Consider the following 22,074-nt stretch of genomic DNA (forward strand, 5'->3'; position numbering starts at 1 on the left):
CGTTTGTTAAGTCGAACTGTTTTTGAGAAGCCTTTTCCCTTGTGAGGAGAGGCGTTTTAAAACTCATAAAATCAATGTAAGGGGATTTTTCGAACGATGAAGTTCAGATAGTTCGGCAAACATGTCTGATCGTTCAAACTAGTGGGCTGTTCTATATTCAGCCGGGGATGCGCCCACTTCTTTTTTGAAAACACGGGAAAAAGCTGATTCCGAGGCATAGCCAATCAGGGCGGCAACCTCGGCAACATTCATTTTTTGTTCCGCAAGCCCCTGCCTTGCAATTTGCATGCGCCATGATGTCAGGTACTGAATGGGGGTAACACCCATTTTTTTTGCAAAATGCTGGGCAAAGGAAGTACGCGACAATCCGGCTTCACGGGCGAGATTTTCTACTGACCAGCTTTCAGCCGGTGCTTTGTGAAAAGCGTTTAATGCACGCGAGATATGAGGGTCGGCAAAGGCGGCAAGCCCTGTGATGTCTGATCCCTGATTCTCTATAAAGGTTCTGATTGCCTGGGCAAAGATAACCTCGGACATTTTAAGGGCGATGAGATCACCGCCAAATTTGGCACTTCCGGTTTCATCCCCAATCATGCGCAGGGTTGCTTCCATCCACTTCCCGGCTGTTTCACCATAGTTGGGGATATGGATATAGTCAGGTAACTGATCGAAGATCATGTGCCTTGCATTTTTGGCGAAGGAAAAATGACCACAGATCAATTGGGTTTCTTTTTCCAGATCACCACCGCCATACACCAAAACACCGTCCCCCTTATAGCCGGATTCTTCAAGAACGCGATCCAGTGGCAGGATTTCGTGAAGTGACGTGTTTTCACAAAAGAGACTATGGCTGGCGCCGTGAGGGATGATCACCAGATCGCCCTGTGCGAGGACAAGGTTTTCACCCGTCTTGTTGATCATAACCTTACAGGTTCCCCGGTGCGCAAAGTGAAAACGGGCGGCATTTTCAAAAGGGGGAACTTCGAGGCCCCAGGTTGAGGTAAAAGAGGTACGAAAGTACAAAGTGCCTTTCACGGAAAGACGTGTGAGAATATCACTCAGTGCATCCAGCATGTTCGAACCTTTCAATCACTTGCCACTTTGATCTTCAAGAACGCCATCCGCATAGATGGTTGGCTCTGTTACCTAACTATGTGCAGGCTTTGAGGTAACGTCCAGTGGTTTGAACGATCTGCCATATATTGTGAACTCCCGGGCATTCACAGTTCGGTCTGTTCAGTCTTTCCTGTTTTCGTAGCGTTTTAATCAAACCTCTTGAGAATGAATGGAAAGAAAATGAAGAAACTGATCTCTGTTGTTCGGAAACTGGGTGGTGAAACAATGAAAGTACTGACCTTTGGGATAGTCTCTCTCGGGGTTATTTTCGCAGTACCTGCAGTCGCGGAAAATCCCGCTGATTTGAATGATCTGGAAATTGCACACGTTGCCTACAGTGCAGATAACATTGACATCAAATATGCACATCTGGCGCTGGCTTTATCTGATAATCCTGATGTTCGGCAGTTTGCCAAGACCATGATCCGGGATCATGAAGCAGTAAACAAAGCTGCTCTTGAGCTTCTGGATAAACTGGGCGCGCAAGCACAGGATAATTTCCTGAGCCAGACATTGAATAAAAACTCTGAGAAAATCATCACTGATCTGGCAGCCTTGCGCGGCGTAGAATTTGATCGGGCCTATGCCGCGAATGAACTGGCTTATCACAAGGCTGTCAATGAACTGGTTGAGCACAGCTTTATCCCGAATATCGAAAATGAAGAAGTAAAAGCGTTGTTCAAACAAGGACTTGAAATCTTCAAAGCTCATGAGGGACACGCGGAAATGATGGTGAAGAAACTGAAGTAAGATCCCCCGCAAAAAATTATACTGAAAAATCCTGTAATGACCCGTAATGAAAGGTGCTGTAATGCCTAATGACACAAATAATAAAGGATCAGGGCGACGGTCTTTTTTAGCAGGTACAATGAACTTGGCTGGTGCAACGGGGATTCTCGTTGCATCAACTCGGCTTTCTGCTGGGATATTGGCGGGGGGAAGCACTTTGGCTGGGCTGTCCGGTTTGGCCAAGGCAGCCGATGACAGCCGGGAACATACAGTGGAAATTCGTAATCTTGCTTTTGTACCTGACGTGATTGAGGTTTGTCCGGGGGATAAGATCCGGTGGATTAATCTTGATATTAGTCCGCATACCGCAACGGCACTCGATGGGCGCTGGGATACCGAAGAACTTACGTTAAATCAGCGCCGGACGTTGATTGCTACCAAGGGCATGGCCGGAGAATATTACTGCCTTTTCCATCCCCATATGCGAGGTGAAATTCGTTTAAGAGAAAAGAAGAAAACCTGAGCCGCCAGTTATTGTGATTAACGGCTCAGGTTTGGTGATAGATATTTGGTAGAAGTTTCGCTTATTCCGCCACGACCTTGCGATAAAGGTGCCATGTGGAATGCCCAAGTACCGGCATTACCACACACAATCCAACAAAAAACGGAATAGACCCGACAAGCATGGATCCTGCAACAATGGCCCCCCAAACGGCAACGGGGACGGGGTTGGTCATAACAACCTTGACGGAAGTCTGTACTGCCAATGCTGCGCTGATATCTTTGTCCAGCAGCATGGGGAAAGAAACAACGCTGATGGAAAGCACGACAACGGCAAAGACAAAGCCAACACTACAACCGATGAGGATAAGGTTCCACCCCGCGGGTGTTGTCAAAACCTGACTGATAAAGGCACCAATTGAGGTGATTTCAGTTGTGCCGAAAAATGTTTTGTAAAGCATGAGCGCGGTAACCAGCCAGATCAGAAAAATAACGGTGAGCAAGATGCCCAGTGCGCTGATTGATCCAATCGCTGGCGAATGACAGATGTTAAAGACGTGACGCCATGCCAGACTCATTCCTTTTTCCCGGCGACGGCTGAGTTCGTACATTCCCAAGGCCGCGATAGGGCCTAACAGAGCAAAGCCTGTTACAATCGGAAAGACGAGGGGAACAATATCATACCCAGCTGTCATGCGAGCGGCCAAAAGACCAATGATGGGGTAAATGATCACCAAGAGCAGAATATGACTTGGCTTCTGTTTGAAATCGCTTAGCCCTCTGGCGATAACATCCATAAGATCTTCAACAGTGATTTTATTGATTGTCGGAATGCTTTTCACGGCTGTCCTGTCCAGATCAACAACAGGATCGTATTGAGTTGCTGCTTTCGGCATTAGCTTTTCTCCTGAACCAGTGGGTTCGCGAACAGCATAAACAACTTGATACAACTTCATCGTCGGACGACAGGCAAACGCCAATCAAAAGGGCAGGAATAAACAATCTGCCATTCCGCAAAGGCGGTTATTATGCCGCCCAACAGGGCCGCTATCCGCTTATCTGAAAGCTATAATACACAAAAAACGCAATTCCGTCATCTTGTGCAGGATCATATCATATCAAAGTCCGGTGAACGGTCGTGAAAATTGCTTGATGGCAATCAGTATTTTGGAATTATCCTGTCGCAAAATTTAATGATCGAACTAAGATAAAACCTACAACTTTGATTTTTTTGGGTTTGGGCTATTTCAAGAGGAATTGAACCATGAAAGTGTTATTCTACGGTCTTTTTATGGACGAGGATTTGTTGATAGCAAAAGGCCTTGTGCCAAGCTCGTCACAAAAGGCATGGGTTAATAACTTTGTCCTCAAAATCGGAGAACGCGCCTCACTCGTCAAAGAACCTGGCGCCCGATCTTTCGGTGTTGTCATGACACTGAAGCAAACACAGGTAACCGAACTTTATGATGAAAAGAGCGTAAAGGCGTATCAACCTGAAAAGCTGATTGTAGAATATGAAGATGGTACGCGGGAAGAAGTCACTTGCTATAACCTGCCTGCCAACCTGATCCGTGGTACCAATCGTATTTACGCACAACAGTTATTGAAGCTAACGACTAGACTGGGCTTTCCTGATGATTTTTTGGCACATGTCAGATCTTTTGTTTGATTTGTTTGTATCATTTTAAAATCATCATGCTATCTATATTTGTTCATTTTTTATAACGGATTATAGTGTTTGTTCTGCACAAAGGCGTGGGGGCGTGAAAATGCGATTTGTACTTGTCGGTTTGTTGATTTTATTGACTGCAGGGTGTGTTGCATCCAAACCACAAAAGAAACCATCATCAGATACGTCAAATTCTGATCTGGACTGTAGTCTTGAACGTCCTTTGTCCTGTTTTACACTTGGCAATAAATACAGGGATGGAAAAGATCTCGATAGAGATTATTTGAAAGCAGTTCAGGCATATAAGCTTTCATGTGATGTTGGCTTTAATCCCGGATGCCATAGCCTTGGTGAAATGTACTATAAGGGTAATGGAATTAAGCAGAATTATGCCACAGCTGCGAAATACCTAAACCAAGCATGCCATGCTAACTATATGTGGAGTTGTTTACGATTGGCCAGCCTTTATGACAAAGGCTATGGTGTTGAGAAAAATGTTGATAGGGCAACCGAATTATATAATGGGGCTTGCGATAAAGGTTTTTCAGAAGGCTGTTTAACCCTAGGGAGCCGTTATTATGATGGTTATTATACTCAGCAAGGAATAGAGCAGGATTATGAGCAGGCTTATTTGCATTACAAAATAGCCTGTGAACAGGGAAATGGGAAAGGTTGTAATAATCTGGGTAGTCTTTATTCCTTGGGAAAAGGTGTTGAGCGGGATAAGGGCAAGAGCCAAGATTATTTTCATATAGCTTGTGGTTTGGGCTATAAACCGTCGTGCTCAAAAGAGAATGACGTGCCCCATAAAAAAACGACCTCCATCCCGTTTTATATGAAACAATACGCGAGAATTGATTACCAGGAAAAAGCCAAAAACCTAGAGATTTTTTGCAAGGGTGGAGATGCCCAAGCTTGTGCCGATCTGGGGGCGCTTTACTACGACGGTCTTGGTGTTAAAGTCAATAATATAAAAGGCCGTCGGTTGTTTGAACAAGCATGTGATGCGGGTAATGCCAAAGGGTGCAATGGGTTAGGTGTTTCGTATAGGACAGGCCGAGGCACAAAAAAGGATACTCAAAAAGCAATACCCCTCTATAAACAAGCATGTGACAAAAATCATTTACAAGGCTGTGTTAATCTTGGTGACCTTTACCTGTCAGGAATAAAGGGAAGTAGATACTACTCTGATGCAAGATTGTTGTATAAAAAAGCCTGTGATGGTGGTTTTGGGTACGGTTGTTTTGCACTCGAATATGTATATGGCAAAGGTAAAACCGTTCAAAAACATAATACTTTAGCTCTGGAGTACCGTAAAAAAGCAATTGCGCTTTTTGAGGCTTCTTGTGAGCAGGGAGATGTGGTTTCTTGTACGCAATTAGCGAAAGTGTATCGCTCTGGTTACAGCGAAAGAATCAAGAGTAAAACTGCTCTGGACCATTATGAGTTCTCTTGTAAACGTTCTTACGGGTACGCCTGTAATGAAGCTGCCGATATGTATCGTTTAACTGATGCAATAAAAAGGGATATGAATAAAGCAACTTATTTCTATACTCAGGCTTGTAACCTAGGTTATTCAGAGGGGTGCTATAATCTAGGATATTTAAAGCGGGCAGGTATAGGAATTGATCAAAATTATTCGGAAGCTTTGATCTTTTATGAAAAGGGGTGTTTAGGAGAAAACAGAGTATCTTGCTACGACCTTGTCCGTATGTATGAACAGGGTGAAGGTACAGAAAAAAATACCATCAAAGCAAAAGAGTTTTATACGAAAGCTTGTGATCTTGGTCATGGGTACGCGTGTAATAAATCTAGAGGTCTCTAGCCATTTCAGTGAAATAGAATGCTAATAACAAGGCCAACTGAAAACCACGATCTGGATCTGATCTGTGAACATCGTCAAAAGATGTTTCAAGCGAGTGGAAAGCCTCGCGAACAAGAACTTGCGGCGATGGATATGCCCTTTCGCGATTGGTTGAGGCCACGTCTGGAAGATCGTAGTTATTTTGGCTTTATTGTTGAAAGCGAAGGCGCGGCCATTGGCGGTATTGGCTTGATGGTTATTGACTGGCCTCCGCACCCTTCGCATCCACTAGATGATCGCCGGGGCTATGTGCTTAATATGTTCGTAGAACCCGATTATCGCGGTCGCGGCATTGCAACTGATTTAATGAATGCAGCAGATACTGAATTCAAACGCAAAGGCATTCGCTATGCTATCCTTCATGCAACCAGCAAAGGGCGTCCTCTCTATGAACATCTTGGATGGGCTGGGACGATCGAGATGGCAAAGCAGTATTGAAGCATTATTATAATTTTTTTCTATAAACAGAACCTATATTTATCTCTATTATCAACAAATATATAAAGCTTTAAATTATCGTCTAAATCACTAATTGCTGCTTTCCAGTAAAAAATTTCAGAGGAAGACGATGACTTACGAAGGATACACAACATTCAACGTTTCACTGGCTCAGGCTGTCGCGACGATTACTTTCGATTATCCGCCCGTTAATATTCAGGGCATTCCCATGCTCGATGATTTAAATCGGCTTGCTGAGAAATTGGAAAAGGACCGCAGTGTTAAGGTTGTTGTTTTCCAATCGGCCCACCCGGAGATTTTTGTGGCACATGCCGATACGAATTTCCTGAAGGATATGTCGACTGAGGCTGTTTCCCGCGATCAAGTGGAATGCCTTTATCTGCAAGATGTTTTGCAACGGATCAGCATGCTACCTCAGGCAACGATTGCTAAAGTCGAAGGTTTTGCCAGAGGTGGCGGGCACGAGTTCATGTTGGCATGTGACATGCGCTTTGCCGCAAAGGGCAAGGCAAAGTTCATGCAGATGGAAGTTGGCATGGGGATCTTGCCTTGTGGCGGTGGTGCTTCGCGGATGGCGAGACAGGTTGGTTTGGGGCGAGCACTGGAAATAATTTTAAGTGCGCGTGACTTTGATGCGGAGCAGGCCGAAGCCTATGGTACAATTAACAAGGCATTGGATGCAGATGCAATTGGCCCCTATGTAGAGGAGTTGGCAATTCGCATTGCACAATTCCCGGCTGAATCTATAGAAGCGTGCAAACGCACTGTTTATGCCTCTGTGGATTTACCCATTGAAGATGCTCTTAAGGAAGAAGCCTACTGGCTTTATCAATCCATGAGCAAAACCCCGGCACAAAAACGTTTCCAGTATGCTGATGATAATAGTGCCCAGAATGAAATGGATAATCAGCGTAACTGGGACCAGTTAGTCCTGGACATTCAGGGTGTGAAATAATCATGCAAGAAAACAAACAGATTATCCGGGCGTTTCTGAGGCGCTTTTCTGTTGGCGATGTATATGGTGTTCTTGAATTACTTGATGAAGATGTTGTCTGGCGCGTTATGGGGAGGGAAGGAGAACTCCCTGTTTCGGGTGAAATGGATAAGGACGGTATTGCCAATTTGATGGAAACAGTTGCTACCGTATTCCCGAATGGTATGGAACTTACTGCTACAGGTTGGACTGTTGAAGGGGACCGGGTCGCTGTAGAGGTTGAATCATATGGTCAGAAGGACAATGGCACAATCTACAATAATCTGTATCATTTTTTGTTTGGTTTTGCTGATGGCCAAATTGTTGCGATCCGCGAGTATATGGACACGCTTCATGTCAAAACAGTTTTCATTGATGATTGAATTGTATGGTGGGCAACGGGTGAAAAGCCGATGAGTGATAACGATAGAACAGTATGTGGAAGAAAAGTTCTGATTACGGGTGCGACCGATGGAGTTGGTCGTATCACAGCAGAAAAAATGGCTATCCGAGGTGCAACTGTATTGGTGCATGGACGTTCCGCAACCAAAATTGCGGCAGCAGTTGAAGAACTTAAACAAAAAACAGGCAATGATCAGGTTTTTGGATATAAAGCTGATCTTGGATCTTTGGCTGAAGTTCGCGACTTGGCGGAACAAATAACCTCGGAACATCCTGCGTTGGATGTATTGATTAATAATGCAGGCTTGGGACCGGGCAGTTCCGAAGATCAGTTAAAGCGTCTGGTAAGTCAGGATGGTTACGAGTTGCGTTTGCAGGTTAATTATCTGGCGACTGTTTTGTTATCACAACTTTTGTTGCCTGCCCTGGAAAAGGCGCACGGGCGTATTATTAATATTGCTTCGGCCGCGCAATCACCGGTGCAGTTTGATGACATTATGCTGGAACAGGGATTTACTGCGTCAAAAGCTTATGCCCAGAGTAAGCTGGCCGTTGTTATATTCAGTTTGTTTTATGCTGAACAGGTCCGTGATCGGAATGTTACTGTAAATGCCCTTGATCCCGGATCATTTTTGAACACCCGTATGGTGAAAGAGGCGTATGGTTCTTCTGCTGTAAGTCCGGAAACCGGGGCCCGTGCACATGTGTTCCTGGCTTGTGCATCTGAGCTAGATGCTGTGACAGGGCAATACTTTGATCAAATGAAACCGGGAAAGGCGCATGAACAGGCGTATAATGAAGAGGATCAAGAACATTTGTGGCAGGTAACGAACCAGCTACTTTCCGGTATTTGATAGTGGCTTTTGTCAATATACGGATACTTGAATGATCAATATTGAAACTATGGGGGTGTTCCTTGCTGGTCCCAATAAGGAACCTCACCGTAATGTTTGACAAAAAAGTCAATAAAGGCACGTACTTTAGGCGCCAGTAATCTGGAACTGGGATAAACCGCCCAGATAGCCGTGTCGGATATCAGAGGGTAATCTGCGAGTATAGGAACCAGTTTGCCTGCGTTAAGATGATCATAGATGCTCCAGGTTGCATTCAGCGTAATACCGAGACCAGCTGCGCAGGCATCTCGGACAGCCTGTCCGTCATCAGTGCTAAATCGACCCTTGGCTTTTATTATCTTGACGCCTGCAGGTGTCTCAAATGTCCAATTTTCCAGCCCGACAAAAGTTATGCAATGATGGTTTTCTAAATCTTCAGGTGACTGAGGTATACCGTGTTCAGCCAAATATTCCGGGGACGCACAGAGAATTCGGTTGTCTTTAGCCAGTTTGCGAGCAATCAAAGAAGAATCTTTCAGATGAGCATTACGAATAGCGACATCAAATCCACCTTCGATAAAGTCGATCATTGTATCTGTTAACCGCAGATCAATGGATAGATGCGGATATTGTAACAGGAATTCTTTCAAAGCCGGAACAACATGCATGCGTCCAAAAGAAGACGGAGCAGCAACCCGTAATGTACCTCTCGGAGATCCATCCCCGGCACCGACGGATGCACGTGCTGCCTCAACACTTGCAAGAACTTCTATGGCATGAGGAAGAAAAGATTCACCATCTTCAGTTAATGATACTTTTCTGGTGGTTCTGTGTACCAGTCGAGTTCCGAGTATCTGCTCCAGTTTATTTATGTGCGTTCCAGCCACAGTTGGCGACAGACCAAATTCACGCCCTGCCAAGCTGATGTTGTTGAGAACAGCTAATCGTACAAATAATTTCAGATGCTCTATGTTCATTATGATTATAAGGAAAAAGTTAAAACTTATTTCATAATAGCATAAATTATCAATTCAATGATATATAATTAAATTAAGTATCAGTGGTCCAATTGATTAAATTGAAAAGGTGCTGGTGCTATGAAACAACTTCCCTTTATACATGCACAAATGGAATATTCCCGTACGGCAGGCGAAAATCCCTATGTTGATTATTCCAACACAATGGTTGGCCCTGTTCCTTACAATCTTGTCGCGGAGCATTACAAGGTTCAGGTTAATAATGCCCGTTTGTCGGATAGTATTCCAACATTGGATGACAATGGGTTTGAGCTGGTAAAAACTGGCCTGGACTTTGATCAGTTTGAATCATCTGAAAAGGTCAAGGGGCAGTTCTATTCTGCTGTCGAAAGTTTTTTGGGACGTCATTTGCCCGGGGTCAAGGCGGTCATTGCGTTTGACCATAATTTACGTAGTCGAGCTGTGGATGATCATACCGTTAACAAGCGAAATCCTGTCCCAACAGTTCATGCTGATTATTCTCAATTGGCCGGCCCTCAGAGGAAGAAAGAAATTCTTGGCACGGATGAGAATGAATCAGATCGCTTTGCCTTTATAAACTATTGGCAACCAATACGACATATTGTTGAAGAAAGCCCTTTGGCTATGTGTGATACCAGGACGGTAGATCAACAGGATTTTATAAGGACAAAATTAAAGTATCCCCATCGAGAGGGAGAAGTGTATACGGTGAAACATAGCTCAAAACACATATGGTATTACTATCCGGGTATGGCGCCGGACGAAGCGCTGTTATTAAAGTGTTATGATTCCGAAACCGATGGCCGGTCCCGTTTTCTGGCTCATTCAGCGATTGATGATCCAACCAGTCCAGCCACTGCCAGAGCCAGAGAGAGTATAGAGGTTCGGACGTTGGTTTTATTCGACCGAAGTATGTCGTAGAGCGGGCAATTTTCAATTTGTGTAGCCAGTATTTATTTACAGGATAAACGTGCTTACTCTTTTATCCATTCGGCTTGTCCTTCGTCGTTGATGCGTACGTTCAGTTCATAGATAACGCCGGGATCACCATAGTGGTCAAAAACGAAGGTGAAGCATTTTGCACAGCCCGTTGGTTGAGGCTCTTTCAGGCGCAAGTTATGGCCATCCTGAACATAAATCTCAGCTGTTTCAGCAAAGGAAAAGGCAGTTGCCTGCAACGCGATTTTTTCAGCCGGGGATACTTCTACTGTTCTTGCCGCCGGTGCTGTACCTGGCTGTGCCTCGTCCACAGTCACTTGATCTTTTTCTTGAAGGTACAAACCTGCCCCGATCATGATGGTGAGGATACAAACAAGGGCAATTAAGATCGTTTTGCTATTTTTCATCAACTCATTCCCAAAAGAAAAATTCTAACGCAACTCTTGGCGGATCAGTGTGATAAAATCGCGAACACGTTGTGGCGGTTTGGTGTCAAATTGATGCAAGGCATAGATCGGGGCGTCACCAAGGGGTGATATTCTGATTAGAGGATTCTTTTCTTGTTCTGGTGTTACGGCGATGTCGGGTAATCTGGCAATCCCGAGGCCGCTTTGGGTGAGCTTGAGGATATCGGGCAGGCTGTTACAGCGTGCGCGAGGCAGGACCTTGAAAGAAACGCCCTTGGATAAGTTATAGGTTACGGGATTTCCCTGCCATTCATTGGCAACATGGTCCCACGTTTCCAAATCGTTCAGATCGTCAGGAATACCACCTTGGGCTTTGATGTAATCCGGGTGCGCGTAGAGGCTTTCACTTAATGTACCGACCTTGGTCACACGGGCTGTCTGTCCGGCCAGTTTGCCGACGCGAATGGCGAGATCAATATGCTCTTCGATCAGTTTGACTGAGGCATCTTCGGCCACCAGTCGTACGGACATTCGGGGATAACGATCCAGATAGAGCTTAATTGCCGGAGTAATAACAGTGGCGCAGAGTGCGTGAGGTGCGGTAATGGAAAGAGTACCTTGTGGGTCGTTCTTGTCCTCCCAAATACTTTCCAAAGCATCGTTGTAGGCATCTTTTATGGCAAGGCAGCTGTCATAGAAGCGTGCACCTGCATCCGTTAAGGTCAAGGATCTGGTACTGCGCTGGAGCAGGCGGATATTCATGTCTGCCTCCAAACGGGAAATGGTTTGGCTGATCGCGGATTTGCTGCGGCCTAGACGGGTGGATGCTGTGGTGAAAGAGCGCGTTTCGACGACCTCTATAAAGGTCAGCATGTCATGAATATTGGGTTTCACTGTTTAATTTTCCTAAACTATGAAATCATCTAATTCTATCTTATCGTCTTTATCTTCTCATGCAATAAAGATCCTGAGACGAACCAAATGGTTCAAGAATATTTGGATCAATTGAGGAGATAGCAAAATGACTACAGATCTAAAAGCGGCAGTTATCAAAGCGAGTGGAAAGTGGAAGGCAGCTTTTAATTCAGGTGATGCCGCCGGATGTGCCGCCTGTTACGAAGCGGGTGCAGTTATGGTTGCCAAGCCCTTTGGAACCTTTACCGGGCATACAGAAATTCAGTCTTTCTGGCAGAACCTGATCAATGATGGTTTCACAGATGTTGACTATCTTGACCCGAAAATCACGGTTCTGGATGAAACATCAGCCCTTTTGACCAGCGGCTGGAAGATGAACAAGGCGCAAGGGGTTATCACGCGCGAACTCTGGGTACTTCAGGACGACGGCACGATGGCGTTGCGTGAAGATCGCTTCGAAGCACGGGAGTAAAATAAACCGGGATAAAGTTCAGGAAAATGAGTTTTTGAGATAAGCTATAAAATAAACTTGGGGTAAGGCCTTCATGAAATGTACAATGCTATGAAACGCATAACGGGAACATATTTTCGGGTACCTGATTTTACGGGCCTTGCCGCGTTTTATGCTGATCTTCTGGGGATGAAGATCATTGAAGAAAAACCAGATTGCATTGCTTTCAGCTTTGATAAATCCCAGAACAGTCTGGTGTTCCAGAAAGCTGATGTTACTGATTATTGTGCAGGACCAAACGACTTTTACTGGAAAGTTGGTATCACGTTGCAAAACCTTGATGAGGCCGTCAACTACTTGCAAAAGAACGGGCAGTCGATCAATGATCCCTATCAGTTCAGAGATATCGGCTATATGACCAAGATTACTGATCCCAAGGGGTTTAGCATCGAATTGTTGCAACAGGGATTTGAAGGTAATGAACGAGTACTTGATCATAACTCTCTTGCATCAGGCCATGTCATTGCTGATCAGGCGACCTTGGCGCATATAACATTGCGCGTTAGCGATCTCGTTACAGCGCGCCATTATTTCGAAGGCGAACTGGGAATGCGACTGATGTCGATCCAATCCGTTAACGACAGAGGCTTTTGCCTTTATTTCTATAGCTGGAATGGTGAAGCATTACCCGATCCTGACTTGACCGCTGTTGCCAATCGTGAATGGCTCTGGCAACGTCCCTATAGCCTGATTGAGTTGCAGCATTGGGAAGGCCTCGCCACGCAGCTTTCTAAAACACCCGTCAATCAAGCTGGTTTTGACGGCTTTTCTTTTGGGGATGAGGCGACCTGCGTTGCGAACAGGGTTTCCTTGCCGGAGATCTTAGAAATTTTTATGATCTCCTGAATTATCTAAACGAGCTGTTATAGAAAGATAGGCTGGGGATGATCTGTTTCGCGAATTTTAACAGGCGCAGTTATAACCACGGTTCTGTCCCTTAGTTATTGATTTTTGTTTTATTTTTGCCTGATAATTACACAACTGCTGAAACATGGCTTATCTGCGTTGGCCACGCCCTAAAAGCCAAATAAAAAACAGACCGCCGATCAGGCCGGTTATAATGCCGATGGGCATATCTTCGGGGGCCATGATAGTGCGTGCGATGACATCAGCCCAGATCAGGAAGATAGCGCCAACCAGTGCAGATCCGGGTAAAACATAGCGATAGTTACCCCCCACAAATCGTCTGAGAATATGCGGCACCATCAGTCCGACAAAGCCGATCATACCGGAAAAAGCAACCATCACACCGGTGACAAGTGCCCCGATAACAAAGATCGTCAGGCGAAAACGGGCAACGGGAATACCCAGTGTTGAAGCGGTTTCATCGCCGACTGTCATGGCGTTGAGTTCTGTGGATTTCAGCCAGAAGTATAGGCCGCCGATGATGAGAATTATCAGGGGATAGAGTAGCTGTGACCATTGAGCGAGACCAAGACCACCCAGCATCCAGAAGACAACAGTATGTGTCGAGCGAGGGTCGCCGATAAAAATCAAAATGTTGGCCCCGGCCATGACCACAAAGGAAACGGCAACGCCGGCAAGGATCAAGCGATCTGCTGAGGTGGCAGATGTCATGCGTGAAACCAGTAAAACCAGCGCCGAAGCCCCGAGAGCACCAACAAAGGCAAAAAGAGGGACGGTGATCAGTCCGAGGAAAACCCCGGTGTGTAATAACGCCAGAATGGCTCCGAAAGCCGCACCGGAAGAAATCCCTAAAAGGTGCGGGTCTGCTAGTGGATTTCGGGTGACAGCTTGTAGGGTCGCCCCGACCAAAGCCAATCCAGCCCCGACCAATCCGGCCAGAATAATCCGGGGAAAACGAATATCCCAGACGATTGCTTCGCGCCCGGCAGACCAACTTTGTTCAAGTATGCCGGGGCTAAGTTTATTAATCAGAATTGACCAAACGGTTTGCTGGGGGACAGGAATTGGCCCCACTGATACAGCAAAGGAGATCGAAAAGATAAGACAGCAAAGTCCTGAAACCATGAGAAAGGCAAACTTTCTGTCATTCAGAAACACCTTCCATAGCGGCTGTGTTATCCAGTTTGGCCTTTTCCCTGCTTGTGGTGTGATGCTGCTCATCTTTGTCGATCTCACTTCAATGCTTACTCGTCTCTACGAACCGTAAAAGGCTGTTGCCAATTTCTTCACGGCTTCGATATTACGAGGTCCGGGAGTTGCCTCGACATATTCCAGAACAACAAATCGATCGTTTTTAACCGCATCAATATTGGCAAAAGCAGGGTTGTTTTTCATATAGGCGATTTTTTGTTCGGCTGTGACATTGCCATAGTTCACAATCACAACAACTTCGGGGTTGCGATCTACAACGGCCTCCCAGCCAACAGTTGCCCAGCTTTTATCAAAATCATCCATAATGTTGGTTCCGCCTGCCGCTTCGATTATTGCTGTTGGCATGGCATATCGTCCGGCAGTAAAAGGCTTGTCTTCACCACTGTCATAGACAAAGACACGTAGCGGGTTTGTTGGCTTTTTGAGGCCTTTTTCAAAATTACTTAATTCATCTTTGTAAGTAGAAACAAGTGCTTGAGCTTTTTCTTTAACACCAAAAATAGCGCCGAGATTTAGCAGGTCATTGTACATATCCTGCATGGTTACTTTGTTCTTCTTTCCAATATGAATACAGGATTCAGTCAACTCATAAACCTTGATGCCAAAGGGCTTAAGGGTTTCGGGTGTAACTTCCCCACCAACTTTCATGCCATAGTTCCATCCGGCGAAATAGAAGTCAGCATCAGATCCGATCAATACTTCTTTTGTCGGATATTTTTCTGATAGTTCCGGTAACTCAGCAACACCATCGCGCATTTTTTCATCTAGTGTTTTCCAGCCAGAAATACCTGTGTAACCGACCATGCTATTACGAAGACCCAGAACCAGCATCATTTCCGTTAGATTAACGTCATTGGAAACTGCGGCTTTCGGGGGAGTGTCAAAAGTAACCTGACGATTACAGCTTTGGACTGTTACGGGATCAGCTGCGGCCTGTAAGGGAGACAGAAGAGCGGCAGCCGTTAGCGTTACTGACAAAATGCCGCTAGATAAAAAGCTTGAAAGAGGCCCAGAAACAGAACCAGAAGCGGAACCAGAAAAGGCGCCAAAAAAGGAGAGAGGGGTTTTGTGCATTTTATTTTCCGTTAGAAACTGAAGTTTAAGGTTCGAGATGAAAAGTGAAATGTGATTGATTACTTGGCATTAAGCGTTCGATACGGCTGGTTATGCCAAATGCGCGATCAACAAGGTGTTCCGTGAGAACTTGATCAGAAGGACCAAAAGCCAGACAGCGTCCATTGGCCAAAACAAGCACATCGTCTGTATATTGACCGACCAGATTGAGGTCATGCAGGCTGGTGATAATCGTCATATCCAGTTTGCGTAATAGCGAGAGAACTTCGAGTTGATGGCGAATATCAAGATGGTTTGTCGGTTCGTCCAAAATTAGAATGTGGGGTTCCTGGGCAAGAGCACGAGCCACCATAACGCGTTGTCGTTCACCCCCAGACAGCGTACCAAAGGATCGCTTGGCGAAGCCTTGCAGGTTCAAGGTTGCGAGGGCTGTATCAATGATGACTTGATCCCGCGAACCGATTTGTGAAAACCCCCGTCGGTGAGGGGTTCGGCCAAGGGCAACGATTTCCCCGACAGTGAGAGCAAAGTCAGTTGGTTGTTCCTGCAGCACGGCGGCGATTTTTTGTGCTGCAGTACGTGGAGATAGTTCCCAAAGATCCTTATCGTTTATCCACACTTGCCCGCTACGGGGACGATGAAAACGATAGAGCAGTCGTAACAAGGTCGATTTTCCGGCACCATTGGGGCCGACAATACCCAGTATACGACCGGGGTTTGCACGAAAACTGATGTCGGATAAAAGATCAGGTTGCCCCTTGGGACCCCACGAGAGATCTGTTGCCTGAAGTGACGCACGTTTCATGTTTGGATCTTGGTTTCATTGATAAATAAGTGTTATGTTATAACGTAACTATTCCTACTTACTCGTTATAATCGAATAGCGCAATATCAAAGAAGCCTTGTTTCTGTTCCAAAATTTGCTGTGCGATAGTTAGATGTCCGCGAAACCAAGGGCTTGAACCCTTAGATTCCATGTCTGAAAGTCTTGTATAGAGCTTGACGAATGTATCGCGGTAGATAGGCGACAATATATCGAATATGTTTGTCGTGTTTTTCATAGCACCCTCCGTGCCAGAGCAGAGAGAGCGGAATAGGGATATCAGGTCGCGGCTGTTTTGCCGGATAGCGATCTTTATCACCCTTTCCGAGGCACCCCGCCCGGTTAGCGTTTACAACAAAGATGGCAGGTCTCCTGACTTGCGGGTCGCAGCAACTTCTGAACCTTCCCGAACCTGATTAAGGTTCAGTGGTTAATTTCAGAGTGGCTCGCCGCTTACAGTTGCGGGGGCAGTCACGGAATTGGCACCTGATGGTTACACCGCACCGTGTTCCCTTTTCATCCCGGACTCAGCTTTGATATCCAGAAACCATCGCTGCGGATGCTGTCAAAGTTCAAAGGGATAATCAAGATGAAAAATGACGGCATGATTTAATTTATAATAAAGCAGCACTTAATGCATTTATATCAAATGCTTTTTTTTACTTTAGATTAACAAAATAAAATCATTATCAATTTTTAAGTGTATTGTTGAGCTTTTCTGAAATTGAACTGTTATGTCTGAAAATAAATTAATAGGTGAGAGCCCCATAAAGCATAGATGGGCATATCTTCTTGCTGCACTTTTAATATCTATCGCTTTATTGGTTTTTCAGCGTGATATCAATGATGTGCTGGTAGAACGAGGTTGTCTCAAGGGAGATGGAGAAGACTGTAATTCATTAGGTTTGCAATACTTTAACGGTCAGCGTGTTGCACAAAATGATCAGGAAGCATTTGAATATTTTATTCTAGCGTGTGAAGCCGGATACACGGAAAGTTGCGATTATGTAGGTTGGATGTATGTCAATGGCAGAATAGAGACTTTTGAGAAGGCAAGAATTGTTTCTCTTTTTGAAAGTTTGTGTGAAGCGGGAAAAGAAAAAGGTTGTTACCACAAGAAATCATTTACCAAGGTGATTGCAGAAAAGAGTGGTAGCCATAATAAAAATCAGACGGCGGAATTTTATGAAAAAAGCTGTAGTCAAGGGAACGCGAAAAGCTGCAACTCTTTAGGCCATAATTACAAGTATGGGAATTTTTTACCTCAAGATGATGAAAAGGCCGTTTTACTTTTCAAACAGGCTTGTAACGGAAACTATGCAAAAGGCTGTAGCAATGTTGGCTTTATGTATGAAAAAGGCCGTGGTGTTGCTCGGAATTTTTCCGCAGCAGTGAAATTCTATAATCAAGGGTGTGAAAGTGGAAATGCTTGGGGATGTTCTCGCCTGGGTTTTCTTTATGAAACAGGAAATGGCGTCGTTCAGGATTATTCGGTAGCAATTGGGCTATATAATCAAGGGTGCGAAGGTGGAAATGCTTGGGGATGTTCTCGTCTGGGTTTTCTTTATAAAAATGGTCGCGGCGTTGAACAGGATTATAAAGTAGCCGAGAACTTCTTTAGAAAGGGGTGTGATGGTAACAACGCCTGGGGTTGTTCTCAATTAGGGTACATGTATGAAAGAGGGCACGGCGTGGATCAGGATTATTTAACAGCCGTTAACCTCTTGTCCCAAGGGTGTGAAGGTGAAAACGCTTGGGGGTGCTCCCGCCTGGGTCTTCTTTATGAAAGGGGGCGCGGCGTTGAGCAGGATTATAGAGTAGCTGTGAAGTTCTTTAGAAAAGGGTGTGATGGTAGCAACGCCTGGAGCTGTTCTCAATTGGGGTACATGTATGAAAGAGGGCACGGCGTGGATCAGGATTATTTAACAGCCGTTAACCTCTTGTCCCAAGGGTGTGAAGGTGAAAACGCTTGGGGGTGCTCCCGTCTTGGATTTTTTTATGAAAAGGGTCGTGGCGTTAATCAGGATTATTCAACAGCAATGCGACTATATAATTATGGATGTGACGGTGGAAATGCCTGGGGGTGCTCTCTATTAGGGAGTATGTATGAAAAAGGTAATGTCATTGACCAAAATTATTCAACAGCTGCGAATTTTTTCAAAAAGGCATGCTTCGGTGGAAATGCATGGAGCTGTGCAAAGCTTGGTATTATGTATGAAAAAGGTCGCGGCGTTGAAGTGAATTATAAACGTGCAAGAGAGCTTTATAATCGGGCATGTGACGATGACGACACGTTAGGGTGTCTCTATCTCGCTAAAAGCTATGTGTTGGGCCAAGGGTGATCTAAGTTCTCAGTTACATTTCATTATTTCCTTTTCACTTACATTGTTCATGTGCGCTACTTTTCTCTCAGTAAATCGGGAATAAAGTTACTTTTGGTTGCATTCTTTTACTGAAAACGATCTATTTAAAGGATGGCGGTAAAAGGGGTTGATCAAAATCAGGGGGCCTAAAACGTGGCTGGGATTTGGTGGCGCAACTGTGTCGAGGTTGTCGGGGACGCATTCTTGGGAAGACAGGCGTTTTACAAGCTTGGTTTTCGTCAGACGTTTTATGCCTTTTTAGCAACTCTACCCCTTGTTCTTGTTTCACTTGCCCCAACGGCTTTTGCCATCGATCTTACACCAGAAGAAAAAAACTGGATTGAAGAGCATCCGGTGGTCCGTATTGGCATTGATGGTGACTACGCACCCTATAGTTTTCAAAAAACGGGGGGAAGTTATCGTGGCATAGCCCCGGATTTTATGCGTCATATCGAAAGTGAGACGGGGTTGAAGTTCGAGATCATCCCGGATCTGACCTGGCCGGAAATTATTGGTGGCGCTAAAGAAAAGACCATAGATGTTATCGCAACGGCGGTGAAAACCCCAAAGCGTGACGAGTTTCTGAATTTTTCACAAATCTATATCAATACGCCGTTGGTTATTATGTCTCAGGTCGGGCGGCGGAATATTCAACACCCAACCGATATTATCGGTAAGCGTGTTGCCTTGGTTAAAGACTATACCTCGACGCAACGAGTGTTGGCTGATTATCCTGATATTGTTCCGGTTTATGTCGATACCCGGCTACAGGGGCTTCAGGCTGTGGCGATTGATGATGCCGATGCTTACGTTGGTGTGTTGGGTGTCAGCATCTATGTGGCGCAGGAATATGGTCTGGTTAATCTGCGGGTGGCCAGTAAGTACGATCTGCGTAATAACGGACAGCGTTTTGCTGTGCGCAAGGACTGGCCGGAACTTGTCGGGATTATTGACAAAGCTCTTACAGAAATGCCTTTGCGTAAAAAGAACAGGATTACATCAAACTGGATACCCATCCTTGACGATATTATTGATCGCTACAATCAAACGCCGCCCTTTATTTTAAACGAAGAGGAGAGAGCGTGGTTACAGAATAACCCTGAAATCAAGATTGGTATAATGAATGCCTGGCCGCCGATGGATTATCTGGATGATAGCGGGCAGGCAAAGGGTATTGGTGTTGATCTTGCGTATCTTTTTAATAAACGCCTGAACGGCGCCATCAAACTGGTACCCGATGATTGGGGAATACTGCTGGGGCAACTGGAACGCGGTGAAATCGATGCCTTGATGGATATTACGCCCTCAGCGAGTAGAAGAGAGCGGCTTTTATTTACAACACCTTATTTGAATGTGCCGCATGTCATCTTTGCCCGTAAAGACAGTGCTTATTATAAAAGCCTCGATGATCTAAAGGGCAGGGTCGTCGCTTTGGAAGATGATTTTTTCCTGGCAAACGAACTGAGAAAAAGCCATCCTTCGATTGTTATGAAAACCTATCCAACGACAAGTGATGCTTTGGATGCGGTGACAAAAAAACAGGCGGATGCCTATGTGGGTAACCGTGCTGCGGCGATGTACGTTATCCGCAATGAACTCATCGATAATCTAGCCCAGCATGGAAAGCTGGACGAGACATCTTCAATAAATGCGATTGCTGTTCGAAAAGATAATGCTGTTTTACAGGCGATCCTGCAAAAAGCACTGGATAGTATTTCGCTTTCAGAACAACGCGTGATCTTGAAAGACTGGGTGGAAGATCCGCAACGCAAGTTGTTATTGAGTAGCGAAGAACGCAGCTGGCTCAAGGAACATCCGGTGATCAGGGTCGCAGCAGATCTGGAATTCCCACCTGTTGAATACGTGGATGAAAACGGTGTTTTTAAAGGCGTTGCGATTGACTATTTAAATGAGCTGTCCGAACGTCTGGGCGTTACCTTTGAAATTAGTAAACAGTTTAACTGGGCGACTGGTGTAGAGATGGTGAAAAGTCGCGAGCTTGATATGTTCTCTGCTGCGGCACCGACGATCTCTCGCAAGGAATACAGTTCTTTTACCGATCCGTATTTGCAATTGCCACTCGTCATCTTTGCCTTGGATAATGTTCCCTACATTGACGGTATTGCGGGTCTTAAGAATAAAAGGGTCGCAATTGTTGAAAACTATGCGGTTACAGAAAATATTCGTGCCGGTAATTGGGGATTGGAACTGGTAGAGGTCAAAACAGTTGCCGAGGGCATCGATCTTTTGAATGCAGAAGAGGTTGATGCCTATATTGGCAGCATTCTGGTAACGGGGCAGACTCTACGCGAAAAAGGCTTGTTGAATATTCGGGTAACAGGGCAAACGCCTTTTAAAAATGAAATCAGTATGGGGGTGCGTAGCGATTGGCCCGAGTTTGCTTTCATTATGAAAAAAGCTCTTCAATCCATTCCGGATGAAAAGCATCGTGAAATCAGAAACAAATGGATCGGATTGCAGATAGAGCCTGAACCGGATTACACGATCTTTTGGCAGATTGCGGCGGGAAGTTTGGGTATTTTGATCTTGTTCTTTGGCTGGAATACCTATCTGCAACGCCGCATGGATGCCCAAAGCAAAACACTGCGGGAAAATAACACCCAACTAATTCACGAAGTCAAAGAGCGCCGAAAAGCCGAAGAGAGTGCTAATCGAGCCAATCGGACAAAGGATACCTTTCTAACCAATCTTTCGCATGAATTCAGGACACCCTTGAATGCCATTATTGGTTACACAGAATTTATGCTGATGGACAAAAAGAAAAAGGTGAATGAAGATAAATCTGCGGAGTATCTAGATCATATTCAATCGGCGGGACAACATATGCTGGGGCTTGTTGACGATCTGATGGATCTTTCAGTTATTGATCTGGGCGAGATGTCCCTAAACGAAGAGGTATCGTCTACTGGTGAAGTGATTCAAATTGTTAAAGGCCTTATCGAAGGAAAGATCAGTAGCCCGAAAAAGATGATTCACTGGAATGTTTCTGATGGGTTGCCCTCCGTTAAAGTTGACATTCGTCATGTGAAGCAAATATTGATTAATCTGGTCGAGAATGCGATCAAGTTTACGCCAGATGGCGGGGAAATCACCATTGCTGACTATATGACCAAGGCCGGAGAAATTGTTCTTTCGGTCAAAGACACGGGCATCGGTATTCCCGAAGATGAAATCGATGACATCCTCGAAGTATTCCATCGTGGGCAAGATCCCCTGATACGATCCTCAGAGGGAACAGGTCTGGGCCTGACGCTTTGCGTGCGCATGGCAGAACTTCACGACGGTGAAATCAAGGTGGAAAGCAAACGAGGAAAAGGCACAACAGTAAGCTTTATTATCCCTGCCAGTCGTGTCGTTCAGAACTGAAACTTTAAGTCATCACCTTGGATTGAATCCAA

Annotated in this window: 22 protein-coding genes and 1 riboswitch; of the genes, 13 read left to right on the plus strand and 9 right to left on the minus strand. The window is 45.2% G+C overall.

Annotated features, from left to right (window positions below; translation table 11 throughout):
- Nucleotides 1–138: 138 nt before the first annotated feature.
- A complete protein-coding gene (locus D9A03_RS11885; RefSeq protein WP_120497389.1) occupies nucleotides 139–1,074 on the minus strand; it encodes an AraC family transcriptional regulator in 936 nt (311 codons plus the stop codon).
- Nucleotides 1,075–1,296: 222 nt separating this feature from the next.
- Between D9A03_RS11885 and D9A03_RS11890 the strand changes: the two genes are divergently transcribed.
- Nucleotides 1,297–1,866 (plus strand): DUF4142 domain-containing protein, encoded by a 570-nt coding sequence (locus D9A03_RS11890; protein ID WP_120497390.1) that lies wholly within the window; start codon nucleotides 1,297–1,299, stop codon nucleotides 1,864–1,866.
- 61 nt (nucleotides 1,867–1,927) lie between these two features.
- Nucleotides 1,928–2,368: a cupredoxin domain-containing protein gene (locus tag D9A03_RS11895; protein ID WP_162938120.1), complete on the plus strand. Its 441-nt coding sequence runs from the start codon at nucleotides 1,928–1,930 to the stop codon at nucleotides 2,366–2,368.
- A 61-nt stretch (nucleotides 2,369–2,429) separates the two neighbouring features.
- On the opposite strand, the gene D9A03_RS11900 is transcribed toward D9A03_RS11895, so the two are convergent.
- Nucleotides 2,430–3,242 carry a DUF2189 domain-containing protein gene (locus D9A03_RS11900; RefSeq protein ID WP_120497392.1) on the minus strand — a complete coding sequence of 271 codons (813 nt, stop codon included), beginning with the start codon at nucleotides 3,240–3,242 and terminating at the stop codon, nucleotides 2,430–2,432.
- A 368-nt stretch (nucleotides 3,243–3,610) separates the two neighbouring features.
- On the opposite strand from D9A03_RS11900, the gene D9A03_RS11905 reads away from it, so the two are divergent.
- From D9A03_RS11905 to D9A03_RS11930, 6 genes are all read left to right on the plus strand, one after another.
- Complete coding sequence (locus tag D9A03_RS11905; RefSeq protein ID WP_120497393.1) at nucleotides 3,611–4,015, plus strand: hypothetical protein; 405 nt, start codon at nucleotides 3,611–3,613, stop codon at nucleotides 4,013–4,015.
- 100 nt (nucleotides 4,016–4,115) lie between these two features.
- Entirely contained in the window at nucleotides 4,116–5,840 is a 1,725-nt protein-coding gene (locus D9A03_RS11910) for a tetratricopeptide repeat protein (RefSeq protein ID WP_120497394.1), read from the plus strand.
- An 18-nt stretch (nucleotides 5,841–5,858) separates the two neighbouring features.
- Nucleotides 5,859–6,317 carry a GNAT family N-acetyltransferase gene (locus tag D9A03_RS11915; RefSeq protein ID WP_120497395.1) on the plus strand — a complete coding sequence of 153 codons (459 nt, stop codon included), beginning with the start codon at nucleotides 5,859–5,861 and terminating at the stop codon, nucleotides 6,315–6,317.
- Between the two features lie 130 nt (nucleotides 6,318–6,447).
- A complete protein-coding gene (locus D9A03_RS11920) occupies nucleotides 6,448–7,293 on the plus strand; it encodes an enoyl-CoA hydratase/isomerase family protein (protein ID WP_120497396.1) in 846 nt (281 codons plus the stop codon).
- 2 nt (nucleotides 7,294–7,295) lie between these two features.
- A complete protein-coding gene (locus tag D9A03_RS11925; RefSeq protein ID WP_216825454.1) occupies nucleotides 7,296–7,694 on the plus strand; it encodes a nuclear transport factor 2 family protein in 399 nt (132 codons plus the stop codon).
- A gap of 30 nt (nucleotides 7,695–7,724) precedes the next feature.
- The gene (locus D9A03_RS11930) at nucleotides 7,725–8,567 is read left to right on the plus strand and encodes an SDR family NAD(P)-dependent oxidoreductase (protein ID WP_120497398.1); all 843 of its coding nucleotides are present in this window, start codon (nucleotides 7,725–7,727) and stop codon (nucleotides 8,565–8,567) included.
- Between the two features lie 47 nt (nucleotides 8,568–8,614).
- Here D9A03_RS11930 and D9A03_RS11935 read toward each other — a convergent pair whose 3' ends face one another.
- The gene (locus tag D9A03_RS11935; protein WP_120497399.1) at nucleotides 8,615–9,523 is read right to left on the minus strand and encodes a LysR family transcriptional regulator; all 909 of its coding nucleotides are present in this window, start codon (nucleotides 9,521–9,523) and stop codon (nucleotides 8,615–8,617) included.
- 120 nt (nucleotides 9,524–9,643) lie between these two features.
- Between D9A03_RS11935 and D9A03_RS11940 the strand changes: the two genes are divergently transcribed.
- Nucleotides 9,644–10,465: a CmcJ/NvfI family oxidoreductase gene (locus D9A03_RS11940; RefSeq protein WP_120497400.1), complete on the plus strand. Its 822-nt coding sequence runs from the start codon at nucleotides 9,644–9,646 to the stop codon at nucleotides 10,463–10,465.
- A 53-nt stretch (nucleotides 10,466–10,518) separates the two neighbouring features.
- Here D9A03_RS11940 and D9A03_RS11945 read toward each other — a convergent pair whose 3' ends face one another.
- Nucleotides 10,519–10,890 (minus strand): hypothetical protein, encoded by a 372-nt coding sequence (locus tag D9A03_RS11945; protein WP_120497401.1) that lies wholly within the window; start codon nucleotides 10,888–10,890, stop codon nucleotides 10,519–10,521.
- Nucleotides 10,891–10,914: 24 nt separating this feature from the next.
- Nucleotides 10,915–11,784 carry a LysR family transcriptional regulator gene (locus D9A03_RS11950; RefSeq protein WP_120497402.1) on the minus strand — a complete coding sequence of 290 codons (870 nt, stop codon included), beginning with the start codon at nucleotides 11,782–11,784 and terminating at the stop codon, nucleotides 10,915–10,917.
- 127 nt (nucleotides 11,785–11,911) lie between these two features.
- Here D9A03_RS11950 and D9A03_RS11955 point away from each other — a divergent pair, with 127 nt between their 5' ends.
- Both D9A03_RS11955 and D9A03_RS11960 read left to right on the plus strand, forming a co-directional pair.
- Nucleotides 11,912–12,277: an isochorismatase gene (locus tag D9A03_RS11955; protein ID WP_120497403.1), complete on the plus strand. Its 366-nt coding sequence runs from the start codon at nucleotides 11,912–11,914 to the stop codon at nucleotides 12,275–12,277.
- Between the two features lie 90 nt (nucleotides 12,278–12,367).
- Nucleotides 12,368–13,162, plus strand: coding sequence for a VOC family protein (locus tag D9A03_RS11960; protein ID WP_120497404.1), 795 nt, complete (start codon nucleotides 12,368–12,370; stop codon nucleotides 13,160–13,162).
- 150 nt (nucleotides 13,163–13,312) lie between these two features.
- Here the strand turns inward: D9A03_RS11960 and D9A03_RS11965 are convergent, their stop codons facing one another.
- The 4 genes from D9A03_RS11965 to D9A03_RS11980 are packed head-to-tail and all read right to left on the minus strand — an operon-like array spanning nucleotide 13,313 to nucleotide 16,530.
- Nucleotides 13,313–14,404, minus strand: a complete 1,092-nt coding sequence (locus D9A03_RS11965) for an iron ABC transporter permease (protein WP_162938121.1) — start codon at nucleotides 14,402–14,404, stop codon at nucleotides 13,313–13,315.
- Nucleotides 14,405–14,437: 33 nt separating this feature from the next.
- Nucleotides 14,438–15,469, minus strand: a complete 1,032-nt coding sequence (locus tag D9A03_RS11970; RefSeq protein ID WP_120497405.1) for an ABC transporter substrate-binding protein — start codon at nucleotides 15,467–15,469, stop codon at nucleotides 14,438–14,440.
- Between the two features lie 25 nt (nucleotides 15,470–15,494).
- Entirely contained in the window at nucleotides 15,495–16,274 is a 780-nt protein-coding gene (locus D9A03_RS11975) for an ABC transporter ATP-binding protein (protein ID WP_120497406.1), read from the minus strand.
- Between the two features lie 58 nt (nucleotides 16,275–16,332).
- The gene (locus D9A03_RS11980) at nucleotides 16,333–16,530 is read right to left on the minus strand and encodes a hypothetical protein (RefSeq protein ID WP_120497407.1); all 198 of its coding nucleotides are present in this window, start codon (nucleotides 16,528–16,530) and stop codon (nucleotides 16,333–16,335) included.
- A 106-nt stretch (nucleotides 16,531–16,636) separates the two neighbouring features.
- Nucleotides 16,637–16,859, minus strand: a riboswitch (cobalamin riboswitch).
- Nucleotides 16,860–17,026: 167 nt separating this feature from the next.
- Between D9A03_RS11980 and D9A03_RS11985 the strand changes: the two genes are divergently transcribed.
- Complete coding sequence (locus D9A03_RS11985; protein WP_120497408.1) at nucleotides 17,027–18,634, plus strand: tetratricopeptide repeat protein; 1,608 nt, start codon at nucleotides 17,027–17,029, stop codon at nucleotides 18,632–18,634.
- Nucleotides 18,635–18,808: 174 nt separating this feature from the next.
- Nucleotides 18,809–22,042 (plus strand): transporter substrate-binding domain-containing protein, encoded by a 3,234-nt coding sequence (locus D9A03_RS11990; RefSeq protein WP_120497409.1) that lies wholly within the window; start codon nucleotides 18,809–18,811, stop codon nucleotides 22,040–22,042.
- Nucleotides 22,043–22,074 lie beyond the last annotated feature (32 nt).

It is taken from the genome of Kiloniella sp. EL199, from assembly GCF_900313065.1.
Taxonomy (GTDB): domain Bacteria; phylum Pseudomonadota; class Alphaproteobacteria; order Kiloniellales; family Kiloniellaceae; genus Kiloniella.